Annotated in this window: 17 protein-coding genes; 12 read left to right on the top strand and 5 right to left on the bottom strand. The window is 57.3% G+C overall.

Annotated elements, in window-relative coordinates; translation table 11 throughout:
* Positions 1-9: 9 nt before the first annotated feature.
* From Q8X48_RS15275 to Q8X48_RS15265, 3 genes are all read left to right on the top strand, one after another.
* Entirely contained in the window at positions 10-978 is a 969-nt protein-coding gene (locus Q8X48_RS15275; RefSeq protein ID WP_007973051.1) for an ABC transporter ATP-binding protein, read from the top strand.
* Entirely contained in the window at positions 978-1,958 is a 981-nt protein-coding gene (locus Q8X48_RS15270; RefSeq protein ID WP_015093469.1) for a peptide ABC transporter ATP-binding protein, read from the top strand. The genes Q8X48_RS15275 and Q8X48_RS15270 overlap by 1 nt, the downstream gene beginning before the upstream one ends.
* 225 nt (positions 1,959-2,183) lie before the next feature.
* Positions 2,184-3,380: a hypothetical protein gene (locus Q8X48_RS15265; RefSeq protein WP_407800851.1), complete on the top strand. Its 1,197-nt coding sequence runs from the start codon at positions 2,184-2,186 to the stop codon at positions 3,378-3,380.
* Between the two features lie 186 nt (positions 3,381-3,566).
* Here the strand turns inward: Q8X48_RS15265 and Q8X48_RS15260 are convergent, their stop codons facing one another.
* From Q8X48_RS15260 to Q8X48_RS15250, 3 genes are all read right to left on the bottom strand, one after another.
* Positions 3,567-3,821 (bottom strand): hypothetical protein, encoded by a 255-nt coding sequence (locus Q8X48_RS15260; protein WP_407800850.1) that lies wholly within the window; start codon positions 3,819-3,821, stop codon positions 3,567-3,569.
* 146 nt (positions 3,822-3,967) lie between these two features.
* Entirely contained in the window at positions 3,968-5,203 is a 1,236-nt protein-coding gene (locus tag Q8X48_RS15255; protein ID WP_407800849.1) for an MFS transporter, read from the bottom strand.
* Positions 5,204-5,553: 350 nt separating this feature from the next.
* Positions 5,554-7,137 carry a peptide chain release factor 3 gene (locus tag Q8X48_RS15250; protein ID WP_007973058.1) on the bottom strand — a complete coding sequence of 528 codons (1,584 nt, stop codon included), beginning with the start codon at positions 7,135-7,137 and terminating at the stop codon, positions 5,554-5,556.
* A 465-nt stretch (positions 7,138-7,602) separates the two neighbouring features.
* Between Q8X48_RS15250 and Q8X48_RS15245 the strand changes: the two genes are divergently transcribed.
* The 8 genes from Q8X48_RS15245 to Q8X48_RS15210 all read left to right on the top strand — a co-directional run bounded on the left by Q8X48_RS15245 (position 7,603) and on the right by Q8X48_RS15210 (position 16,186).
* Positions 7,603-8,292 carry an ABC transporter permease gene (locus Q8X48_RS15245; RefSeq protein ID WP_407800891.1) on the top strand — a complete coding sequence of 230 codons (690 nt, stop codon included), beginning with the start codon at positions 7,603-7,605 and terminating at the stop codon, positions 8,290-8,292.
* A gap of 20 nt (positions 8,293-8,312) precedes the next feature.
* Entirely contained in the window at positions 8,313-9,206 is an 894-nt protein-coding gene (locus Q8X48_RS15240) for a glycine betaine ABC transporter substrate-binding protein (protein ID WP_407800848.1), read from the top strand.
* A gap of 12 nt (positions 9,207-9,218) precedes the next feature.
* Complete coding sequence (locus Q8X48_RS15235) at positions 9,219-9,872, top strand: ABC transporter permease (RefSeq protein WP_217837181.1); 654 nt, start codon at positions 9,219-9,221, stop codon at positions 9,870-9,872.
* The gene (locus tag Q8X48_RS15230; protein ID WP_407800847.1) at positions 9,869-11,026 is read left to right on the top strand and encodes an osmoprotectant ABC transporter ATP-binding protein OsmV; all 1,158 of its coding nucleotides are present in this window, start codon (positions 9,869-9,871) and stop codon (positions 11,024-11,026) included. The genes Q8X48_RS15235 and Q8X48_RS15230 overlap by 4 nt, the downstream gene beginning before the upstream one ends.
* A gap of 225 nt (positions 11,027-11,251) precedes the next feature.
* Entirely contained in the window at positions 11,252-11,629 is a 378-nt protein-coding gene (locus tag Q8X48_RS15225; protein WP_407800846.1) for a hypothetical protein, read from the top strand.
* Between the two features lie 750 nt (positions 11,630-12,379).
* The gene (locus Q8X48_RS15220) at positions 12,380-13,543 is read left to right on the top strand and encodes a type III PLP-dependent enzyme (RefSeq protein ID WP_217837179.1); all 1,164 of its coding nucleotides are present in this window, start codon (positions 12,380-12,382) and stop codon (positions 13,541-13,543) included.
* 545 nt (positions 13,544-14,088) lie between these two features.
* Positions 14,089-15,153, top strand: a complete 1,065-nt coding sequence (locus Q8X48_RS15215) for an alpha-xenorhabdolysin family binary toxin subunit A (protein ID WP_407800845.1) — start codon at positions 14,089-14,091, stop codon at positions 15,151-15,153.
* 31 nt (positions 15,154-15,184) lie between these two features.
* Positions 15,185-16,186 (top strand): alpha-xenorhabdolysin family binary toxin subunit B, encoded by a 1,002-nt coding sequence (locus Q8X48_RS15210; RefSeq protein WP_407800844.1) that lies wholly within the window; start codon positions 15,185-15,187, stop codon positions 16,184-16,186.
* Positions 16,187-16,203: 17 nt separating this feature from the next.
* Here the strand turns inward: Q8X48_RS15210 and Q8X48_RS15205 are convergent, their stop codons facing one another.
* Positions 16,204-16,980, bottom strand: coding sequence for a tetratricopeptide repeat protein (locus tag Q8X48_RS15205; RefSeq protein WP_407800843.1), 777 nt, complete (start codon positions 16,978-16,980; stop codon positions 16,204-16,206).
* Entirely contained in the window at positions 16,977-17,657 is a 681-nt protein-coding gene (locus Q8X48_RS15200; RefSeq protein WP_015093458.1) for a Fe2+-dependent dioxygenase, read from the bottom strand. The genes Q8X48_RS15205 and Q8X48_RS15200 overlap by 4 nt, the downstream gene beginning before the upstream one ends.
* Positions 17,658-17,864: 207 nt before the next feature.
* Here Q8X48_RS15200 and Q8X48_RS15195 point away from each other — a divergent pair, with 207 nt between their 5' ends.
* The gene (locus Q8X48_RS15195) at positions 17,865-20,189 is read left to right on the top strand and encodes a TonB-dependent receptor (RefSeq protein ID WP_407800842.1); all 2,325 of its coding nucleotides are present in this window, start codon (positions 17,865-17,867) and stop codon (positions 20,187-20,189) included.
* Positions 20,190-20,379 lie beyond the last annotated feature (190 nt).

Raw genomic sequence — 20,379 nt, 5'->3', positions numbered from 1 at the left:
GAGATTCCCATGTCACTGTTAGAAATCAAGAATCTCAACGTTCGCTTCGGCGACAAGAACGCCACGCCAGTGGTCGACGGCCTCGACCTGAAAGTGGACAAGGGCGAAGTGCTGGCCATCGTTGGCGAGTCCGGTTCCGGCAAGTCCGTGACCATGATGGCGCTGATGGGCCTGATCGAGCACCCCGGCATCGTTACCGCCGACTCGCTCAGCTTTGACGGCAAGGACATGCTCAAGCTGAACAATCGCCAGCGTCGGCAGATCGTCGGCAAAGACCTGTCCATGGTCTTCCAGGATCCGATGACCGCGCTGAACCCGAGCTACACCGTCGGCTTCCAGATCGAGGAAGTGCTGCGCCTGCACCTGAAAATGTCCGGCAAAGCGGCCCGCAAGCGGGCGATCGAACTGCTGGAAAAAGTTGAAATCCCGGGTGCCGCCAGTCGTATGGACGCCTACCCGCATCAATTGTCCGGCGGTATGAGCCAGCGTGTCGCGATTGCCATGGCGATTGCCGGCGAACCGAAACTGCTGATCGCCGACGAACCGACCACAGCACTCGACGTGACGATTCAGGCGCAGATCATGGACCTGCTGCTGGCGCTGCAGAAAGAGCAGAACATGGGCCTGGTGCTGATCACCCACGACCTCGCCGTCGTGGCCGAAACCGCCCAGCGCGTGTGCGTGATGTACGCCGGCCAAGCGGTCGAAGTCGGTCAGGTGCCGCAACTGTTCGATATTCCGGCACACCCGTACAGCGAAGCGCTGCTCAAGGCGATTCCGGAACACAGCCTGGGGGCCTCGCGCCTGTCGACGCTGCCGGGCATCGTTCCCGGTCGCTACGACCGTCCGCAGGGTTGCCTGCTGTCGCCACGCTGCCCGTACGTGAAAGACAACTGCCGTCAACAACGTCCGGCCCTTGACCAGAAAAGCAACAGCCTCGCTCGCTGCTTCTACCCGCTGAACCAGGAGGTGGCGTAATGGCCGTCGTTCTTACCGCCCGCGACCTGACCCGTCACTACGAGGTGTCCCGAGGCCTGTTCAAGGGTCACGCCACCGTGCGCGCCCTCAACGGCGTGTCGTTCGAACTGGAGGCCGGCAAGACCCTCGCTGTCGTCGGTGAATCCGGTTGCGGCAAATCCACCCTGGCCCGTGCCCTGACCCTGATCGAAGAGCCGTCTTCGGGTTCCCTGAAAATCGCCGGCCAGGAAGTCGCCGGTGCCGACAAGGCTCAGCGCAAGCAACTGCGCAAAGACGTGCAGATGGTGTTCCAGAGCCCGTACGCCTCATTGAACCCACGGCAGAAAGTCGGTGATCAACTGGCCGAGCCGCTGCTGATCAACACCAATCTGAGCGCTGCGGAGCGTCGCGAGAAAGTCCAGGCGATGATGAAGCAGGTGGGCTTGCGTCCCGAGCACTACCAGCGCTATCCGCACATGTTTTCCGGCGGTCAGCGCCAGCGGATCGCCCTGGCTCGCGCGATGATGCTGCAACCCAAAGTGCTGGTGGCAGACGAACCGACCTCGGCGCTGGACGTGTCGATTCAGGCGCAGGTGCTCAACCTGTTCATGGATCTGCAGCAAGAGTTCAACACCGCCTACGTGTTCATCTCCCACAACCTGGCGGTGGTTCGCCACGTGGCCGACCATGTGATGGTGATGTACCTGGGCCGCCCGGTGGAAATGGGCACGAAGGAGGACATCTACTCCCGTCCCCTGCACCCCTACACCCAGGCACTGTTGTCGGCGACGCCAGCCATCCACCCGGATCCGGACAAGCCGAAAATCAAGATCGTCGGCGAGTTGCCCAACCCGCTGAACCCGCCACCGGGCTGCGCCTTCCACAAGCGCTGCCCGTACGCGACCGAGCGCTGCAGCACTGAAGAGCCGGCCCTGCGCCTGCTCGACAACCGCCAGGTGGCTTGCCACTACGCCGAGCAATTCCTCGACGGCGCGGCATAAAAAAAGCCTCGGTCTTTAGAGCGCGCTTGAGTCAACCAAACCCCTTCTCATTCGATTGCGCATCAATCGATACAGGAGGGGTTTTCTTTTGCCTGTCGAGTGGTGATTGAGCGGCGCTGTTTTGCAGAAGCGCACCTGTCAGTCCTGAGAGCTTCGAACGCTCAGCCGTTTTGTTTGAATCCAGTCGGTGAGTCGTTCAAAAACTATAAGGACAGGTGAAGCCTCATGGGCACTCAAGCAATAGACGCAATCCTGCTGGACGCGGGTCAACTGGACCCGGAATTTGGTGTGTCTGGACAGATCAGGCCTGACTTTCTGGCGGGCTCGGTCAGGGCCGTTGTGTTATCGGCTGAAGGTGAACTGACCTACGCCACTCGGCAGGGGGAAAGTTTCACTGTGTATCGCACCGATTCTGACGGTATCAAGGACAAGGCGTTTGGCAATGACGGGAACACGGGGGAGTGGCAGTTCGTCAGCGGCAAGAAGGCAAGTCCGTCGCGTTTGCTACTGCAAGAGGATCGCAAGATCCTGGTGATCGGTGATACCCGGGAACCCGACGGTATTGGCCGGGCAGCACTGAGGCGCTTTCATGCTAACGGCAGCCCTGACCTGGACTTCGGCAGTGTCGTCATTCCTGTAGCACAGCATGATTATTCCCAAGTGGCGTTGATCGACGGCTGTCTGCAGGGGGATGGAAAAATACTTGTGGCGTTCAGCTATTTCATCAGTGACTCCGAAGGGGCACTGCTGGTTCGCCTGCACAGTAACGGCGAACTCGATACCGGTTTCGGCGATAGCGGTTTTCTCGAGATCGAAACCGCGGGCGACTTCATCCGGCTTTGCAGCGTTGTGATTCAAGAGGGAAAAATCGTTGTGGGCGGCACCACCACATCCGGTCAGCTCGTTCTTGCACGATTTGATCTGGAGGGGCAGGTCGATAGCCAATTTGGTGTCGATGGTTTTGCTTTCCTGGCAACAACGGATGGCTCACTCAAAATGAGTCAACTCATCGCACAGGCTGATGGAAAGCTGGTATGCGCCGGCGGTCTCCAGGAGAGCATGGGCGTGGCGATGAGGTTTACCGCAGACGGTCACCCCGATAAGGAGTGGAATGGCGGACTTCCTGTATTCACCAACGCCGGTCCTGAAACATTCTGGTGTTCCCTGGCCCCGCAACCGGATGGCAAGATTGTCGTGGTCGGTTACAACCGGGCATTCCATATCATCGCTGGCAGGTTGCTGCCCACTGGAGACTATGACACCCACTTCGGCGGGACTGGGTCCGGGTGGGTTTCTTTTGGTCCTTCAGGAGGATTGCCGTGGGATGTGAAGGTCCAGAGCGGTGCTCGCATTATCGTGGGCGGCGAGGCTTTCATCGAAATGGGGAATCGCGGCCCGGTCGTCTACGGGCTCCAGGCCTGACCCCGTTCTCGACGGCGCGGCATAAAAACAGTGGGAGCGGGCTTGCTCGCGATAGCGGTCTGTCAGTCGACATTGATACTGACTGGCATGACACCTTCGCGAGCAAGCCCGCTCCCACAGGGTTGGAGTTGTAGCAGAACTCCCTTCTACCTCGATTGCCTATCAGTCATGCTCGCCATCGAGCGATTACGTCTGGCTATCGCCCTCTTCTTCATCGGAGTCCGGCTCGTCGGTGGTCGAGCCATCGTCGTTGTCAGCACCACCCTGCCCCAGATCTCCCGGTTCCGATTCGGATTTGGCGAGCATCAACCCCGCGTATCCCGCTTGCCCGCTCGAAGCCTGTTCCCCGTGATCGATGCACTCGGCCCACGCCGTCGACGTCCCGAGCGATAGCATCACCAACACCTTCAACAGCAGTAAAACGCGAAACAACCTGTTCATAGCCGATTCCTTCCTTTCGTGGAGTGCCTGTCTGGCGCTGAGTGAAATCTAGTTCCGATCAGCCGGGTTCTCCAGATTGGACGCTGACGAGCGAGCAGAAATGCGCTCGGTAGAAAGACCAGTTTCAAATAAACCCAATAGCCGGATCAACTAAGCGAAACAGTTCGGCCAGTCTGCCCCTCAGGCTTGTCTGGAGCACGAGGGCGGGTAGCCTGATAAATCATGGGTATGGACAGCAGCGCCAGTGCCGCACTGACCAGCCACACACTGTGCCCGCCAAAGTGACCGTACAACTGACCGCCAAGCATCGGCGACAACAGCGCACTCGCACTCCAGCTCATGAAAAACACGCCAAAGTATTGGCCGCTTTTTCCGCGTTGCGCATGCTGCATGACCCGTGCATTCAGTGGCGGCATGAACAGCGCCTCGCCCAATGTCCAGACCACCGTCGACAGACAGGCATAGAACAACCCGGAACCCAACGGCAACATACCGAGCCCACAGGCCAGTAACAGACTGCCCGCCACCAGTTGGCGACGCGTACCCCAGCGTTCGCCCCAATGGGTCAACGGAATCTGTAACGACACCACCAATACGGCATTCAATGCGAACTGCCAGCCGATGGCTTCGGTGCTCAGGCGATAGTAATCACGCAGATAGTTACCCAGCGTGCTGTAGACCGTGTCGAATGCCATCCCGAGCAAGACCGTCGTCGCCAATAACCAGAGAAAGGGTTTGTCACGATACGGCACCCATGAGCCTGAACCGGTGTCAGGTTTCTCATCAGGCACCAGCACCGGTCGGCGCCATGTCGTGCGGACAAACCAGAGCAAGGCCAGCAGGGTCATGGCTGCGCTGGCGAAGAACACCCAGCGAAAATCGGTCTGCGCCAAAACGCCGCCCGCCACCCCGGCAGCGGCCATTCCGAGGTTCCGGGCTACCCGGCTCAAGGCCTGTGCCCGGGAACGCTGCGCCACCTCGCAATACTCCATGATCAGCCGCTGATGCAGCGTACGGATCGCCCCGTCGACGGCCCCGCTGAGCAACAGCAGCCCGGCCAGCAACGGCACCTGCGTGACCAGCCCGAGCAGGATCAGAACCCAGATCGACACAAAGAACAGCGCCGCGGTGAGCCGTGCCGTGCGCACATGATCACTGAGCAAACCACCGAGCATCGAGCCGATCAGCAATCCAGCGCCATAGGCCGACAGCAGCCAGCCAACGGTTTCAATAGCCAGCCCCAGCTCCTGACGCAGGTACAGCGCCATGAACAACTTGACCATGCTGCTCAATCGATTGATGAACAGCAGCGCCGCGAGCACCCAGGCCATCACGCCGAAATAGCCGTCCAGCCTCAGCCGATGCGTCATTCCCTTGATCATCAAGATGGCCGCTGTTTGCGAAATGTGTCTTGAACACTAAACGCCAACGACTGACTTGTCGCGGGCAAATCTCCCCATAGGGAAAAACCAGAGGCAGGCTACAAATGAGAAGGAAAAGACCTACGCAATCGCCTCCAGCGCAAAATCAATCCAAAAAAAAGGTTCATCACGCAATCCCTAGAAACTGTAGGAGCCGGCTTGCCGGCGATGGGCTCAAGTGCGCCACGTTTATCCAGTTTGCGCGTCATTGTTAAAGTCCATCGCGAGCAAGCTCGCTCCTACAGAAGAGCGAAGAGCAAAAAAAAGCCCACTGTTTTTACAGTGGGCTTTCGGGTGTCGCCATTCAGCGCTTAGTGATGCTCGCGGGTCGCGCGGAATTTCACGTCCGGCCAGCGCTCTTCCATCAGTGCCAGGTTGACCCGCGTAGGCGCGAGGTAGGTCAGGTGACCGCCGCCGTCCAGTGCCAGGTTTTCCACAGCCTTGTTGGAGAATTCCTCAAGCTTCTTCTTGTCGCTGCATTCGATCCAGCGCGCGGAATAAACAGTGATCGGCTCGTAGGAACACTCGACCTTGTATTCCTCTTTCAAACGGCTGGCGACCACATCGAACTGCAGCACACCGACGGCGCCGAGGATGATGTCGTTACTGCGTTCCGGGAAGAACACCTGGGTGGCGCCTTCTTCGGCCAACTGCTGCAAGCCCTGGCGCAGTTGCTTGGATTTCAGCGGATCCTTCAGGCGCACTCGGCGGAACAGTTCCGGGGCGAAGTGCGGGATGCCGGTGAAGCCCAGGACTTCGCCTTCGCTGAAGGTGTCGCCGATCTGTATGGTGCCGTGGTTGTGCAGGCCGATAATGTCGCCGGCAAACGCTTCTTCCAGTTGCTCACGCTCGGAAGAGAAGAAGGTCAGCGCGTCGCCGATCCGCACGTCCTTGCCGGTGCGCACATGGCGCATCTTCATGCCTTTTTCGTACTTGCCGGAGCAGATACGCATGAAGGCGATGCGGTCGCGGTGTTTCGGGTCCATGTTCGCCTGGATCTTGAAGATGAAGCCCGAGAACTTCTCCTCCACCGGTTCCACCGTGCGCTCGTTGGCCACCCGAGCCAATGGGCGCGGAGCCCAATCAACGACGGCGTCGAGGACGTGGTCGACACCGAAGTTGCCCAGCGCCGTACCGAAGAACACCGGGGTCAGCTGACCGTCGAGGAATTCCTGCTGGTTGAACTCGTGGCAGGCGCCCTGCACCAGTTCAAGCTGTTCAAGGAAACGTTCGTACTCGTCACCCAAGTGCGCACGCGCCTCGTCGGAGTCGAGCTTCTCGATGATCTTGGTTTCGGTGCGCTCATGGCCGTGACCGGCGGTGTAGACAATGATGTAGTCGTCGGCGAGGTGATACACGCCTTTGAAGTCACGGTAGCAACCGATCGGCCAGGTGATCGGCGCGGCCTTGATCTTGAGGACGGCTTCGATTTCGTCGAGCAGTTCGATCGGGTCGCGGATATCACGGTCGAGTTTGTTGATGAAGCTGACGATCGGCGTGTCACGCAGACGGCAGACGTCCATCAGGGCGATGGTCCGTGGCTCTACACCTTTACCGCCGTCGAGAACCATCAACGCCGAGTCCACTGCCGTCAGGGTGCGGTAGGTATCTTCGGAGAAGTCTTCGTGGCCCGGGGTGTCGAGCAGGTTGATCATGTGCTCGCGATACGGGAACTGCATGACCGACGTGGTAATGGAAATACCACGCTGCTTTTCCATTTCCATCCAGTCGGAGGTGGCATGGCGGTCGGATTTACGAGATTTCACCGTACCGGCTACCGCGATCGCCTTGCCCATCAGCAAGAGCTTCTCGGTGATGGTGGTCTTACCGGCATCGGGGTGGGAAATAATGGCGAAAGTGCGGCGTTTCGCGACTTCGGCGGCCTGTTTGGTCATGGGAAATCGCCTGGCAGGTGATTCAAAAAAGGGCGCAGATTATAGCCCAAGTTGAGTCAATAACCGAACCGTTGAGCACATCAGGGGTGGCCAAACGCTGCCTTGGATGGGAACCTTTTAAAGCACGGAGACGTCCACTCCCCTGTTACGACCACTCGTCGGGGGCCTGAAACACCCGCATTTCAGCCTGACGAGGCTGTGCTCATGGCTCGATTGCCGTGCGACCCCCCCTGTAGGAGCGAGCCCGCTCGCGATGGACCTCAACGATAACGCTGGTTTCCTGAATGCACGCGTTGTCTGGACGTTTTTCGCAAGCAAGCTCGCTCCTACAGTGGAACGCGCTCGGCATGAGCTGCTTCTCGCGATCATTTTTTCGGCAGCCAAGCAAGGCATTGCCACACGAAAATGTGTTCGCCGACTGAAAAAAGGAGTCCGCCTGTGGCTATCCGCTATGGCAAAGGGCTGATGGGAGGCGCGCTGGTAATCGCCCTTCTGGCCCTGCTGATCCACTGGATCGGCATCAACACGATCGAACACTACCGCGACGATTTGCTGTTTTACCTGCAAGCTCATCTGATTCTCGTCCTCGCGTCCATGCTGGCCGCCCTTGTCGTGGGCATCCCCGCCGGTATCTTGCTCAGCCGCCCGTCCATGGTCGGTCGCGCTGAACGCTTCATGCAGTTCTTCAACATTGGCAACACCGTTCCGCCTCTGGCCGTCCTGGCCATTGCCCTGGGCATCCTCGGCATCGGCAGCGGCCCGGCCATCTTCGCCCTGTTCCTCGCCTCCTTGCTGCCCATCGTGCGCAACACTTATGAGGGCCTGAAAAACGTTCAGGGCTCGCTCAAGGAAGCCGCCGTCGGCATCGGCATGACCCCACGCCAGGTGCTGTGGAAAGTCGAGCTGCCGAACGCCGTGCCGATCATCATTGGTGGCGTGCGCGTGGCGTTGGCGATCAATGTCGGGACGGCGCCGCTGGCGTTCCTGATCGGCGCCAACAGTCTTGGCAGCCTGATATTCCCCGGCATTGCCCTGAACAATCAGTCGCAGTTGCTGCTCGGTGCCGCATGCACCGCGTTGCTGGCCCTGTTGCTGGACGGCATGGTCACACTTGGCAGTCGCCTCTGGCTCGAACGCGGCCTGCGCCCGTCTTAAGCCTCGGCAAAGGAACTCTCATGAAAACAACAAGCTTTTTACTAGGCTGCGTTCTGCTGTGCGCAGGATTTGCCCAGGCCGTGGAAAAACCGTTGATCCGCATCGGCGCCCGGGTGTTCACCGAACAGACCCTGCTGGCGGAAATCACCGCGCAATACCTGCGCGCCAAGGGTTACGACGTGCAAGTGACCGGCGGCCTGGGCAGCAATCTGGCCCGCAGCGCCCACGAAAGCGGTCAACTGGACATGCTCTGGGAATACACCGGTGTGTCGCTGGTGGCCTACAACCATGTCACCGAAAAACTCGACAGCGAACAGTCCTACGCGCGGGTGAAAGAACTCGACGCACAAAAAGGCCTGGTCTGGCTCACTCCGTCGAAATTCAGCAACACCTACGCCCTTGCCCTGCCGAAAAACGTCGCTGACCAATACCCGCAGATCAACACCATCAGTGAGCTGAACAGAGTGCTGCACAAGGAGGCCGAGACCAACAATCTGGTGGCGCTGGATACCGAGTTCGCCAACCGCTCGGACGGACTCGCAGGCATGGTGCAGCTGTACGACATGAACCTGACCCGCAACAACATCCGGCAGATGGACGCCGGGCTGGTCTATACCGCGCTGCGCAATGGCCAGGTGTTTGCCGGCCTGGTCTACACCACTGATGGTCGCCTCAATGCCTTCAAGCTGAAATTGCTGGAAGACGACAAGCACTACTTCCCCGACTACACCGCCGCGCCCGTGGTACGTCAGGCCTGCCTCGATGCGCATCCGCAACTGGCCACACAGCTCAAGCCACTGGCGGAACTGTTCGACGACAAGACCATGCGCGAGCTCAACGCGCGGGTGGATGTCGATCACCAGAGTCCTTCAGCCGTGGCCGCCGATTTCCTGCGCCAGCATCCATTGAACTGAGAAGGAGAAGTCATGGAATTCTTGAACGCCTTTTCCCATCTCGACTGGCAACAGGCGATGCATCTGACCGGGCAACACATCACGCTGGTCGGCATTGCCGTGACCCTGGCGATTCTGGTCGGCGTGCCTTTGGGCATCCTGATGACGCGCTTCCCGAGCCTCGCCGGGCCTTTGCAGGCCAGTGCAACGGTGCTGCTGACGGTGCCGTCGATTGCCCTGTTCGGCCTGTTGCTGCCGTTCTACTCCAGATTCGGCCAGGGCCTCGGCCCGATGCCGGCAATCACCGCAGTGTTCCTCTATTCACTGTTGCCGATCATGCGTAACACCTACCTGGCCCTGACCAGCGTCGAACCGGGCATCCGCGAAGCTGCGCGCGGCATCGGCATGACGTTCGGCCAGCGCCTGCGCATGGTTGAGCTGCCCATCGCCGTGCCGGTGATCCTTGCCGGCGTACGCACCGCCGTGGTCATGAACATCGGCGTCATGACCATCGCCGCCACCATCGGTGCCGGTGGCCTCGGTGTACTCATCCTCGCTTCCATCAGCCGCAGCGACATGTCGATGCTGATCGTCGGCGCCGTGCTGGTCAGTGTGCTGGCGATCATCGCCGATCTGATCCTGCAAGTGCTGCAACGCTCGCTGACTCCAAAAGGACTGCTCAAATGATCGAACTTCAAAACCTCAGCAAGACCTTCCAAAGCAACGGCAAGGATGTGAAAGCCGTGGACTCGGTGAGCCTGACCGTCAATGAAGGCGAAATCTGCGTGTTTCTCGGGCCATCGGGTTGCGGCAAAAGCACCACGCTGAAAATGATCAACCGCCTGATCACTCCGACCTCGGGCAAGATCCTGATCAACGGCGAAGACACCACCGGCCTCGACGAAGTGACGCTGCGCCGCAACATCGGCTACGTGATCCAGCAGATCGGCCTGTTCCCGAACATGACCATCGAAGAGAACATCGTGGTCGTACCGAAACTGCTCGGTTGGGACAAACAGAAATGCCACGACCGCGCCCGCGAGTTGATGAGCATGATCAAGCTCGAACCCAAGCAGTACTTGCATCGCTATCCACGGGAGTTGTCCGGTGGTCAGCAACAACGGATCGGCGTGATTCGCGCCCTGGCGGCAGATGCGCCATTGCTGTTGATGGACGAACCGTTCGGCGCGGTCGACCCGATCAACCGCGAGATGATCCAGAACGAATTCTTCGAGATGCAGCGGGCGCTGAACAAGACCGTGATCATGGTCAGCCATGACATCGACGAGGCGATCAAGCTCGGCGACAAGATCGCGATTTTCCGCGCCGGCAAGCTATTGCAAATCGATCACCCGGACACCTTGCTCGCGCACCCGGCGGATGAGTTTGTCAGCAACTTTGTCGGCCAGGACAGCACGCTCAAGCGCCTGCTGCTGGTGAAAGCCGAAGACGCGGCGGACAACGCGCCCTCCGTCAGCCCGCAAACCCCGGTGGCCGAGGCGCTGGACTTGATGGACGAACATGACCGTCGCTACGTGGTGGTGACCTGCACAGAGAACAAGGCCCTGGGTTACGTAAGACGTCGCGACCTGCACCGTCAGACCGGCACCTGCGCGCAATACCAGCGCGAGTTCAACGCCACGGCCGCGTACGACGAGCATTTACGCATCCTGCTATCGCGCATGTACGAGTTCAACCGGTCGTGGTTGCCGGTGATGGATGCCGAGCGGGTGTTCCTTGGCGAGGTCACTCAGGAGTCGATTGCGGCTTACCTGAGCTCGGGTCGCTCCCGCGGTGCCAAGACCAGTATTGTTTCACCAGCAGAAGTAGCACTCACTTGATTGATTATCTTCCATAGTCCATTTCGCTTGGCCCATCACCACCTCAAGAGGAAAAACGGAGATTGGGTCAAGTGCTGGCGCCATGTAAATTTGCAATCGTTAACAAACGAACATCAAAGACTGTCAAAAGTGATAGCTCCGCTATTGCCTGGAAAAAGCTCTACTCAATCGGGAGCACAGCGACACGCTCTCACAAATAAACTTACCAGGTTATAGAGGTCACCCATGAAAACCAACAATTCGACATCACCCGCCACACTGACACCAGAAGCCAGCTCCGTGGAGACAAAGGTCATGGCTGGTCCACCCACACAAATCATCATAGGAGGTCTAGCAGACCCGCAGCTTGTCAAAAAAGGGGGAAACTTCACATTGGTGATCGCGGCAAAACTCGTCGACAAAGACGGCAGGGAGGTTACAGGCGTTACTTCCGCATGGACGACAACTACAGCTGGCGCCACTATCAATCGAGGTCCTGGAAACATGAACGGGACATTCACGTTAAACAATGTGCAACAAAACACCATTATCCAATTTACCGTTACCACGCAGCAGTACCCAGCCATTCGCAAGAGCGTAAGCCTTAGGCTAAATGTCTATTGATCGGCGACCGCTCCCATATTTCGTCGGTCAAACAGTGTCGCCCTGATCGATTTTGCTCCTGTTCGGGAGCGCAGCAGCCGTAGTTGCCTGACAGCCCATATGACTCAGTAAAAATGCAAAACCTGTGGGAGCGAGCTTGCTCGCGATGGCATTTTCACAGCCAACAACGTCGTTGACTGACATTACGCTATCGCGAGCAAGCTCGCTCCCACAGATCTCTGCGATTTTTTAGTGATTCGCAGGCCGGAAAAAAATATCAACAGCACCGCCCGAAAAAGCCATCCATAAATACCTTCTGAAATAGCCAGCCCCCCTCTCAGCTCACCTTCTGGCAGCCAACTTCGCCGATATTGACGCCATCGTAGTTATCAGGGAGTTTGTGTACAAAAGCATCGAACGTGCAGGTATTTTTAACACTTCGCAATTCTTCGGGAACATCCGACTGTCATCTGAGTCGGTTACAAAGAGTGATGCCCGCAACGCGCGTCAGAAGAGTGCAAAAACGCGACATTTTTTGTTGATCTCAAGCCCCTCACGCCCTAAAGTTCGCGCCGAACGTCCATGCTGGAAACGATCCATCCGGCTCAAGTACTGACGACGAGACAGCAAGGCCAAGGGAAAGCTGCACTTCCCATGGCCTTTTTGCTTTCGGCGACATGCCTTGGGAAGTAGGCGAACCAAAGTGGGGATACGGAGGACGTTCATTTGCACCCATTGTTTTTACTCGTTTGCCATTAGGAGCTCCCAGGTATGTCGATCCAGGTCGAAGACTATTTCGCGCGTGAAACCTTTCAGAAAATGAAGGCGTTCGCCGACAAACAGGAAACCCCGTTCGTGGTGATCGACACCGCGATGATCGCCCAGGCCTACGACGACCTGCGCGCCGGTTTCGAATTCGCCAAGGTCTACTACGCGGTCAAGGCCAACCCGGCCGTCGAAATCATTGACCTGCTCAAAGAGAAAGGCTCGAGCTTCGATATCGCCTCGATCTATGAGCTGGACAAAGTGCTGGGCCGCGGCGTCAGCGCCGACAACATCAGCTACGGCAACACCATCAAGAAATCCAAGGACATCCGCTACTTCTACGACAAGGGCGTGCGCCTGTTCGCCACCGACTCCGAAGCCGACCTGCGCAACATTGCCAAGGCCGCACCGGGTTCGAAAGTCTACGTGCGTATCCTGACCGAAGGCTCGACCACCGCCGACTGGCCGTTGTCGCGCAAATTCGGCTGCCAGACCGACATGGCCATGGACCTGTTGATCCTCGCTCGCGACCTGGGCCTGGTGCCTTACGGCATCTCGTTCCACGTCGGCTCGCAGCAGCGTGACATCAGCGTCTGGGACGCGGCGATCGCCAAGGTCAAAGTGATCTTCGAGCGCCTGAAAGAAGAAGACGGCATCCACCTGAAGCTGATCAACATGGGCGGCGGCTTCCCGGCCAACTACATCACCCGCACCAACAGCCTGGAAACCTACGCGGAAGAAATCATCCGCTTCCTCAAGGAAGACTTCGGTGATGATCTGCCGGAAATCATCCTGGAACCGGGCCGTTCGCTGATCGCCAACGCCGGCATCCTGGTCAGCGAAGTGGTGCTGGTCGCACGCAAATCCCGCACCGCGGTAGAGCGTTGGGTGTACACGGACGTGGGCAAGTTCTCCGGCCTGATCGAAACCATGGACGAAGCCATCAAGTTCCCGATCTGGACCGAGAAAAAGGGCGAGATGGAAGAAGTGGTCATCGCCGGTCCAACCTGCGACAGCGCCGACATCATGTACGAAAACTACAAATACGGCCTGCCGCTGAACCTGGCCATCGGTGATCGCCTGTACTGGCTGTCGACCGGTGCGTACACCACCAGTTACAGCGCTGTCGAGTTCAATGGTTTCCCGCCGCTGAAATCGTTCTACGTGTAACCCACGCCGCTTGAAAAAGGCCCATGTTTTCATGGGCCTTTTTTATTTGTGCAACCAAACCTCAAGATGGCCAAGCATCGAAACAACTGCCCGGCTGGCGATCTGGAAAGGCTGAACAACCTGAAATCCACCTGACTGACGGGTTGAACGTTGGTGCTGCCAAATTGTTTTCCTGTAAATACATCATTACCCCACTCCGAATGGCCAGACGATTGTTCTCATACTCCTGATCCGACGCCTTATCTTCTCCGAACTTTTAATATTGACTATTGTTTTGCAGCGCCAATCCGATCATACAGAACGGAAATCAATCAGCGCCGCAAATCAACTTTTCTCGAAACACCACCACACACAAACAATCAAATATAAAAATCAAACACAACCCACTCATGCAGTGCAAAAAGTCGCCATCTCCGCGCCCTCAATTCAAAACTTTCAAAGAAACAACAAAAAACAACCAACAACTCGTCACACTCAATACATATACTCAAAATCAACAACAACCTTAAGCTAAGGATTCAAATCACACTTCAAGGAAGTTAAAAGTGCAACCGATTCAAAATCCGTACATCACCAAAAATGACATCAAAAAAATAAAAAATTACATTTTTGCCGCCAAAGAACTACCTAAAAGTACCGAAGACGTTGAAAAACAATTAAAAACAGACCACACCGACATTGTCGGGCTGGAGCTAATCGATATTGTCGAGCTGTATATCTCGATCACAAAAAACGCCAGCCTCTGGGCAGACATCGAGTATTCGATGAAACGTGTGGCCAGTAGCCTGGCAACCTTCTCGGAGGATCTGGAAAGTTTCGGCCAGAACATTATCGACGCCATCGAGACCATGCCCGGCTACATAGACTATCTGGGCACCATCGACTCGCTGACCGAGGAAGAAATCAATAGCCTTCCACCCCTGGAAATCGGCCAGACAGAGAGGAACCGATTTGGCTCCATACAGGAGTCGCTGGCGTTCATTGCAAGTTCGATCGAAGAGAAAAAACTCAGCAGCCAGGACGTCAACGAGCGCCTGAAATATTTCAAGTCTGATCTTAACGATAAGGTTGCGATCAACATTGGTGAAAAACTGAAGCTGGCCAGCGACGAGCAAATCAACCAACAACTCACCGAGTTGAATGCCGACATCGATCTGGCCCAGCAACGAATAGATGAAAAAACCAAAGAGACTGAACCCAACTTTTTCGAGCATATCCTCGGATTTGCCGCTGGCATCAATGGCAGCTCATCGATGTATTACCGTCTGCTCGAGATGCAGCAGGCAGCCCACTTGCGCCCGCTGATCACTCAACGAGACTTATTGACGGAACAGGTCAAGCAAAAAAACATTCTCGCCGGCACCCTCATGGAATTTCAGACTGGATTGAGCAGTATGTCGATTTATGTAGAGGGCGCTATCCAGAGTACCTCGCAATTGGAGACGCTGTGGATCTCCATTACCGATTACATCAACGCCTCGCAAAACAAAGTTATGGGCATGAAAGACTTCCTGACCCTCAGAGGCTTTGTATCGAGCTTCAAGGTTGTTCTTAAAAACTGGAACGCAGTTCAATCCAATTCGAACCAACTGATCAGTGCTTTCGACTAATTCCATCTAATCAATAAAGAAGAGTATTTTCATGACAAACGTTTCCTATGACCAACCTGACCTCGCCCGTATTCAAGAAAGTCGCGAGGCTATTCGTTATCAGGCGATCATTGGCTCCGCTAATCTGTACCTCAAAGCCCTGAGCGATGAGTTGCTCGGCTTGAATGCTGCCGTCAGTGAACTGGATCTGACGGCTGCCAACACCATCACTTCGGCAATTTCGACTCTGGACACGGACGAACTGAACGAAAACCTGCAAGCGCTGGTCAATCTCAAAGGTGATGATTCGAACGCTGAAGCTGAAATAGCACGCAAGATGTATTCACAAAACGTCACGCAACTGATCAAGTTGTGCACCGAGCAAATGACCAAGCTGCACTCGTCACTGCACAACGGTGTGTTTGGCGTGCAGAGCATCACCATCAGCAACAACCGTTTCAGGCTCGAAGAACTCGCCGCCGCCAAAATCAATCTGGACCGCGAATACAGCGCCGAGAATATACCTCTGGCTGAATTGAAAGAGGATGAGACTGTTCTGAACCTGGCGATTACAGAGTTTGAAAAGCTGACATTCATTGATCGAGTCAAGCCTTTGCTCGAACAACTGAAGGCAATGATCGGCAACAAGCCCAAACCACCTGAAGCTGCAGCGCTGGAAGCCGGACTGATTGTCGCCAACAAGTTTCTCGACGAAGCCAACGAACTGATCAAATACAACGACCTGATCAATGCGCGACAAATCATCCACACGCGCCTCACTCAGCGTGAGGAGCGCGTAGCGTCACTGGCCAAACAATTGCAGGACAACGACGACATGACCCACCAGTTGAACGATACACAGAAAGTCGTGCCACACCAGCAAACCTACGTCAGTGAAACCGGTAAATTGGTGGATGCATTGTCAGCGTTTCTCGGCGCGGTCATGGCTGCGCCCGACGAAGACACCCTGCTCCGCGGCGAGCGAGTGCTTGAACACAGCCAGGCCTTGCGCAATTACCTGATCCCCCTTCAGGGACGCTGGTTGCGCGGCTGATTGATGGCGCCTGCCCTTCAACGGCGATGTAGAGCAGGAACCTCGGCGCCATGGGCCGACAGACGCTGATGGAACTCGGCACCCATGGCGCGTATCTGCGGATGCTGGGACATAAGCAGCGATTCGCTGCTGACCTGCAAGAACTTCACATTGCCGATCACCAGCGCCTTGCGAAGCCATTGCAGTGCCTCTTCGATTCGCCCGGTTTCGGCCAGGATCGCGGCGTGACTGAACTGCCCGCGAAAATCCCCACCCTCGGCGGAACGTCGATACCAGTTGTGCGCCGCAGTCAGATCCATCGGGCACACCCGCCCTTCTTCCAGATAACGTCCCAGCAGGTTCATCGATTTGACGTGGCCGGCTTCAGCCGCGCGTTGATACAGAGCCAGGGCCTGAAGTTGATCCTCACGCACTCCGCGCCCGGTGGCGAGCAGATTGGCCAGGTTGTACATCGCCCAGTCCAGCCCGGCATCGGCGGCACTTCGATAGTGCCGTGCGGCAATCGACGCATCAGCGACACAGCCCCACCCGTGCTCATGGCAACGCCCGAGCATATTGCGCGCCATCAGGTAACCTTGCCCGGCAGCGATGCCGAACCAGCGCAGGGCCAGCGGCTGATCCTGGGCGATGCCACGGCCGTCGAGCAGGATTTGCCCGAGCAGCGCCTGCGCTTCAACAATGCCCTGGCCCGCCGCGAGAAGAATCGCCTGCGCGGCACGGGCCGGACTTTCTTCAAGCATGGCGTTGAGCTGCGCACCGTCGAGCACTTCCTCACGCCGCAGTTGAAAACTCATACCTCGACCCAGCGACGCAGCAGATTGTGATACGTGCCGGTGAGGCGGATCAGCGACGGGTGATCAGGAACATCGCGGGTCAGTTGCTGGATGGCCCCGTCCATCTCGAACAACAAGGCGCGCTGAGTGTCTTCGCGCACCAGGCTTTGCGTCCAGAAAAACGAGGCGAGTCGCGTTCCGCGTGTCACCGCGTTGACCTTGTGCAGGCTGGTGCCGGGGTACAGCACCATGTCGCCGGCGGGCAGTTTCACTCGCTGGGTGCCGAAGGTGTCCTGGATTTCCAGCTCGCCGCCGTCGTAATCCTCAGGCTCGCTGAAGAACAGCGTGGCGGACAAATCCGTGCGCACCCGCTCGATGCTGCCTTTGGGCTGACGCACCGCGTTGTCGATATGGAAATCGAAACTGCCACCGGCGGTGTAACAGTTCACCAGCGGAGGAAAGACTTTGTGCGGTAGTGCAGCCGACATGAACAGCGGATTTTTCCACAGCCGCTCCAGCATCGCCGCGCCGATCTCCTTGGCCAACGGGTGGCCTTCCGGCAGTTGCAAATTGTGCTTGGCCTTGGCCGACTGGAAGCCGGCGGTGATCTTGCCATCGGCCCAATCGGCCTGTTCCAGAGCCTCGCGAATGCGCTGCACTTCGTCTTTCTCGAACAGGCCTGGAATGTGCAGCAGCATGACAAGACACCTGAATACAAAGGGGGTGCCAATGGTATTGATTCTTATTGCCTGTGTAAAACACATCTGACGAATGAGTCAGCAGAAACCGTAAGGTTAAATTGTAAAGATTGTAAATTCAGTGCGAATAGTAATGTTTCGCAATTGTTACGAATACCTATTTACCCTATATTTCGCGGCCTCAAATCCTTGGGGAGGGGAATTCAAATGTCGCGTCAACAACCACAAGTACCGGTCAGTTCACCACGTCTGCTCGCATCGGCCATCGGCATGGCGATTACTGCCGGCTCTGCGGGCCACATGGTTTTCGCGGCGGAGAAAACCGACGGAAAAGCACCGGACAATGTGATTTCGCTGGGCGCTACCGCCATCACCGGCGAAGCCCAGGACGAGACAAGCTACAACGTAGAGAAAGCCTCCTCGCCCAAGTACACCGCGCCGCTGATCGACACACCGCGCTCGGTGACCGTTGTTCCGCAACAAGTCTTGAAAGACACCGGTTCGCTCAACCTGCAGGACGCGTTGCGCACTGTTCCAGGCATCACCTTCGGTGCCGGTGAAGGCGGTAACCCGCAAGGCGACCGTCCGTTCATTCGCGGCTTCGACGCCCAGGGCGACACCTATCTGGACGGCGTGCGCGATACCGGCTCCCAGAGCCGCGAGATCTTCGCCGTTGAATCGATTGAAGTCAGCAAAGGCCCGAACTCCGCGATCGGCGGCCGTGGCGCAGCGGGCGGCAGCATCAACCTGGTCAGTAAGAAAGCGCACCTGGGCGATTCGCTCGACGGTGGTTTCACCTGGGGTTCCGACCAGACCCAGCGCTACACCTTCGACGGCAACTACCAGTTCACCGACACCGCCGCAGGCCGTCTGAACCTGCTGAGCCACGAGAGCAACGTCGCCGGGCGTGACAGCGTCAACTACGACCGCTGGGGTGTTGCACCGTCCCTGGCCTTCGGCCTGGGTACGGACACTCGCGTCAACCTCGACTACTACCACCTCGAAAGCAACGACACGCCGGATTCGGGCATTCCGTATTCGATCCCGGCCGGTGGCTCGGCTGCGCGTACCAAAGCCAATCCGGACAAGCCGAATGACGGCGGCGACAGCAGCAACTTCTATGGCCTGAACGACCGCGACTTCCGCAAGACCCGCGTCGATACGGCGACCTTCGCCATCGAGCACGACCTGAGCGACGCGCTGACAATCAAGAACACCCTGCGTCACGGCACCAGCATGCAGGATTACATCCTGACCCAGCCGGATGACAGTAAAGGCAACGTCAACAATGGCAGCGTCTGGCGCCGCGCTAACACCCGCGTGAGCAACACCGAGACCACCACCAACCAGACCGACCTGTTTGGTGATGTCTACATCGCCGGTTTCAAGAACAGCTTCTCCACCGGTGTCGAGTACACCCATGAGGAAAACCAAAAGTCCTCGTACAACGTCAACACGGACACCACCCCGGGAACAACCCCGGTAACCACCAACTGTTCGCCGGCCCTGATCGGCGCGCCAAGTGGCTACAACTGCACCTCGCTGTCCAATCCGAACCCGAATGATCCGTGGAACGGTGCCATCTCGCGTAACTACGCCGGCACCGACACCAAGGCCGACACCTACGCACTGTATGTGTTCGACACCCTGACGCTGTCCGAACAGTGGCTGGTGAACATGGGCCTGCGTTACGACCATTTCGACACCAGCTACAAAACCTTCAACGGTTCCAGCGTGACCACGTCCAAGGGCGATGACACCAGCGAATTCGTTACCGGTCAGTTCGGCGTGGTGTACAAACCTGCGGAAAACGGCAGCATCTATGCGTCCTACGCAACGTCCGCCACGCCACCGGGCAACACCCTGGGCGAAGGTTCGGAGGGTAACCCGTTGGGTGGCACACCAGATCGCAACGGCAACCTGCTGAGCAGCGACATGGAGCCGGAAACCACCAAGAACTACGAAATCGGTACCAAGTGGGACCTGTTGAACGATCGTCTGTCCGTGACCGCCGATATCTTCCGCACCGAGAAAGACAACGCTCGGGTGCAAACCAACACCACCACTTATGAGAACGCCGGCAAAACCCGCGTTCAAGGTATCGAACTGTCGGCCAGCGGCAAGCTCACCGACAAATGGCAGGTCTTCGCCGGTTACGCCTACATGGACAGTGAACAACTCGATGGCGGTGATATGCCGGCAAACAAAGCCAACGACGGTAACGAACTGCCGAACACGCCGAAAAACAGCGCCAGCCTGTGGACGACCTATCAGGTCACGCCGAAGCTGACCATCGGCGGCGGTGCGTTCTATGTCGATGACGTGTTCGGCAACGTAGCCAACACCACCATGGTTGACTCCTACGTTCGTTACGACGCGATGGCAGCCTACAAGCTGAGCAAAAACGTCGACCTGCAACTGAACGTGCAGAACCTGACCGACGAAACCTACTACGACAAGGCGTTCTCGACTCACTTCGCCAACCAGGCGGCCGGTCGCACCGCGTTGCTGAGCACCAACTTCCACTTCTGATGGACATTTGAATACGCAACCTCTTCTGTAGGAGCGAGCTCGCTCGCGATGGTCGTCAACGATGACGCAGTTAGCCTGAAACCCCACGTCGTTCTTGAGTTCATCGCGAGCAAGCTCGCTCCTGCAGAGGTCGGTGTTGGCGCAGGCCCCGTTCATCCAGGTGAACGGGGCTTTTGTACGTAAAAAAGAA

The organism is Pseudomonas sp. QLc11A, from assembly GCF_052112305.1.
In the GTDB taxonomy this organism is placed as follows: domain Bacteria; phylum Pseudomonadota; class Gammaproteobacteria; order Pseudomonadales; family Pseudomonadaceae; genus Aquipseudomonas; species Aquipseudomonas laurylsulfatiphila.
This window is presented reverse-complemented; position numbering and strand designations above follow the sequence as displayed.